The organism is Pseudomonas sp. MD195_PC81_125 (assembly GCF_014060985.1).
GTDB classification, from domain to species: domain Bacteria; phylum Pseudomonadota; class Gammaproteobacteria; order Pseudomonadales; family Pseudomonadaceae; genus Aquipseudomonas; species Aquipseudomonas parakoreensis.
This window is the reverse complement of record NZ_JABULD010000443.1, coordinates 1-2898: the sequence shown is the minus strand read 5'-3', so window position 1 is coordinate 2898 and position 2898 is coordinate 1. Positions and strand designations below refer to the sequence as shown.

The 2898-nt window shown below is 60.9% G+C and carries 4 protein-coding genes; 3 read left to right on the top strand and 1 reads right to left on the bottom strand.

Annotation, left to right across the window (positions count from 1 at the left end):
- Nucleotides 1-101 precede the first annotated feature (101 nt).
- Nucleotides 102-872, bottom strand: a complete 771-nt coding sequence (locus HT737_RS17975) for a ParA family protein (RefSeq protein WP_041074859.1) — start codon at nucleotides 870-872, stop codon at nucleotides 102-104.
- A 362-nt stretch (nucleotides 873-1234) separates the two neighbouring features.
- Here HT737_RS17975 and HT737_RS17970 point away from each other — a divergent pair, with 362 nt between their 5' ends.
- The 3 genes from HT737_RS17970 to HT737_RS17960 all read left to right on the top strand — a co-directional run.
- Entirely contained in the window at nucleotides 1235-1954 is a 720-nt protein-coding gene (locus HT737_RS17970) for a beta-ketoacyl synthase chain length factor (RefSeq protein ID WP_182403505.1), read from the top strand.
- Complete coding sequence (locus HT737_RS17965; protein ID WP_047290916.1) at nucleotides 1930-2736, top strand: 1-acyl-sn-glycerol-3-phosphate acyltransferase; 807 nt, start codon at nucleotides 1930-1932, stop codon at nucleotides 2734-2736. Before HT737_RS17970 ends, HT737_RS17965 begins: the two co-directional genes overlap by 25 nt.
- Nucleotides 2720-2898: phosphopantetheine-binding protein (locus tag HT737_RS17960; RefSeq protein WP_306287229.1), on the top strand; the 179-nt coding region annotated here is incomplete at its 3' end. The genes HT737_RS17965 and HT737_RS17960, both read left to right, overlap by 17 nt.

Genomic DNA, 2898 nt, shown 5'->3' with positions numbered 1-2898 from the left:
CTGCTCGCGAAGGCGCCCGTTCAGTCAACCGAGATGTTGAACGTGCGGGCCGCTTCGCGAGCAGGCTCGCTCCCACAGGAGGGTGGGGCGCCATCCGCAAATCAGTGATCTTCGAGCAGGTTGTGCAGTTCAACGAACTGCTGCGTCAGTTTGTGCCGTGGGTCGAGGTGGATCAGCGGGGTGCTGGCCTGGTGCGACTCGCGCATGCGCACCGAGCTGTTCAGATACACCGGCAGCACCGGCAAGCCCTCGGCAATCAACTCATCGAGAATCTGCTGCGGCAGGCTGGCCCGGGCCTGGAACTGGTTGACCACGATGCCTTCGACTTCCAGGCCGTCGTTGTGGTCCTCCTTCAACTCTTCGATTTCCGCCAGCAGCCCGTAAAGCGCCTGACGCGAGAAGCTGTCGCAATCGAACGGAATCAATACCCGATCGGCGGCGATCAGCGCCGACACCGCATAGAAGTTCAGCGCTGGCGGCGTATCGAGATAAATCCGGTCGTATTCGCCGTCCAGTTCATCGAGCAATTTGCGCAGCTTGTTGATTTTGTGCTTGGCCTCAAGCTTGGGCTGCAGATCGGCCAGCTCAGCGGTGGCGGTGATGATGTGCAGGTTGTCGAACGGGGTTTCGTAGATGTCGGCCTGGTTTTTCTTCGAAAACGGCCCGGAAGACAGGGTCTGTTTGAAGAAGTCGGCAATGCCCATGGGAATGTCATCGCCAGTGAGCCCGGTCAGATACTGAGTGGAGTTGGCCTGGGCATCGAGGTCGACCAACAGCGTGCGATAGCCCTCGCTGGCACTCACTGCCGCCAGATTGCAGGCAATGCTGGATTTGCCCACACCACCTTTCTGATTGAACACCACGCGCCGCATGACAAAACCTCCGTGTATCAAAGAATGACCGAGTGTAGTTGCCTGTGCGTGCGCTTCGCTACCTTCAACGACGCGGACTACAGAGTCAGGTGCAAAAATCAGCGGGCACAGAGGGCAAAAACCTGCCGTGTGCGCTGACAGGCCCGACAGACAAATCCGGTACGGTCCGGATAATGGCCAAGTGACAGTTTTTCTGCGGACCACTCGGTACATTTTGCTGCGCAAAACGTAACCAACATTTGCTACACACTCGTCGCACCGGGATAATGCGCGCCACCCGGCGCCAAGCGCCACATCAGGTCAGCCGCGGCTTTGGCGACTCAAAGCGTCATAAAAAGCCCGCAGGGGCGGGATGAACATCCGTGATCAACTTCAACATCGCCCAATGGCGCGCATGGGCCCCGGGGCTCGACAGCGTGGACGCGTGGCAGGCCTGGAGCCGACAACCGGTCGTACTCCCGGACAGCGATGCCGCGCCCGATGTGTCGTTTCTGCCCGCCATGCAGCGCCGGCGCCTCAGCCGTCTGGCGCGGATGGCGTTCAGTGTCGGCTGGCCACTGGCCGACGGACGGGAAAACCTGCCGCTGGTGTTTGTTTCACGACACGGCGAAACCCCGCGCACCTTCGAGATTCTCAGTGACCTGGCCAAGGACGAGCCGTTGTCGCCGACGCAGTTCAGCCTGTCGGTGCACAACGCGATCATCGGTCTGTGGTCGATCATGCGCGGCGAAACCAGCGAAATGACCGCCCTTGCGGCCGCGGGCGATGGCCTGGAACATGGCATTATCGAAGCGGCCGCCCTGCTCGATGAAGGCGCTCCGGCGGTGCTGCTGATCATCACCGAAGAACAGCCGCCCCAAGCCTATTCGCAGTGGATCGACGACGTGCCGTTCCCTTATGCGGTCGGTTTGCTGCTCACCCCCGGTACCGGCTGGCGGCTGACCCTGAACAGCGGGCAGGAAGCAGTGTCCAAAGCGCACTGGCCACACGCACTGAACCTGTTGCGAACCCTGCTCGGTCAGCAAACCCATTGCCAACATGCCTGGAAAAATCGTGTATGGACCTGGCAACGCAACCCGTGACCGAGAAAAACCGCGACGCCTACTACTGGCGCCTCCTGGCCACTGCCGCAAGTTTCGCGCTGTTCGGGCTGGGCGGGTTGTGCCTGCGCCTGCTGGTGTTTCCGCTGCTAGGTTGCCTGCCCGGCGATGCCTTGCAACATCGTCAGCGCGCACGGCAGACCGTCAGTCGGCTGTTCTGGTTTTTCGTCCGTTTCATGGCCCGCACCGGCGTGCTGACCTATGACATTCAAGGGGCGGAACGACTCGGTCGCCCGGGGCAAATGATCATCGCCAATCACCCGTCGCTGATCGACGTGGTGTTCCTGATCGGCCTGGTGCGCCAGGCCAATTGCGTGGTGAAGAAAAGCCTGTGGGAAAACCCGTTCACCCGTGGCCCGCTGCGCCGCACCGAGTACATCAGCAATGACGGCAGCATGGACATGCTCGACGCCGCGGCCGAGTCCCTGCAAAACGGCCAGACCCTGATCATTTTCCCCGAAGGCACGCGCACACAGCCCGGTCAGGCGCCCGCCTTTCATCGGGGGGCGGCGGCGATTGCCCTGCGCGGTGCGAAAATCCTTACGCCAGTGGTCATCAAGGTCAATCCGACCACCTTGACCAAGGCCGAACCCTGGTATCGGATCCCCCACCGCCGCGTGCACTTCAGTTTTCGTGTCGGGGCCGATATAGACCCACAGACTTTCGCCACGCAAGGCCCGGCACCGCAGGCCTCGCGCAAGCTCAACGATTATTTGCACTCTTACTTCATTAAGGAGCTCGCCGAAGATGAGCGATCTGAATAACCCTGGCCTGGTGCGCGACATCAAACGGCTGATCATCGATGCCCTGGGCCTCGAAGACATCAGCGTCGACGATATCGGTGACGAACAGACACTGTTCGGCGAAGGCCTGGGTCTGGATTCTGTCGACGCGCTGGAACTGGGTCTGGCGATCCAGAAAAAATA

Coding starts and splice junctions, on each gene's coding strand:
- HT737_RS17975 (WP_041074859.1), bottom strand. CDS start 872: ATGCGGCGCGTGGTGTTCAATCAGAAAGGTGGTGTGGGCAAATCCAGC.
- HT737_RS17965 (WP_047290916.1), top strand. CDS start 1,930: ATGGACCTGGCAACGCAACCCGTGACCGAGAAAAACCGCGACGCCTAC.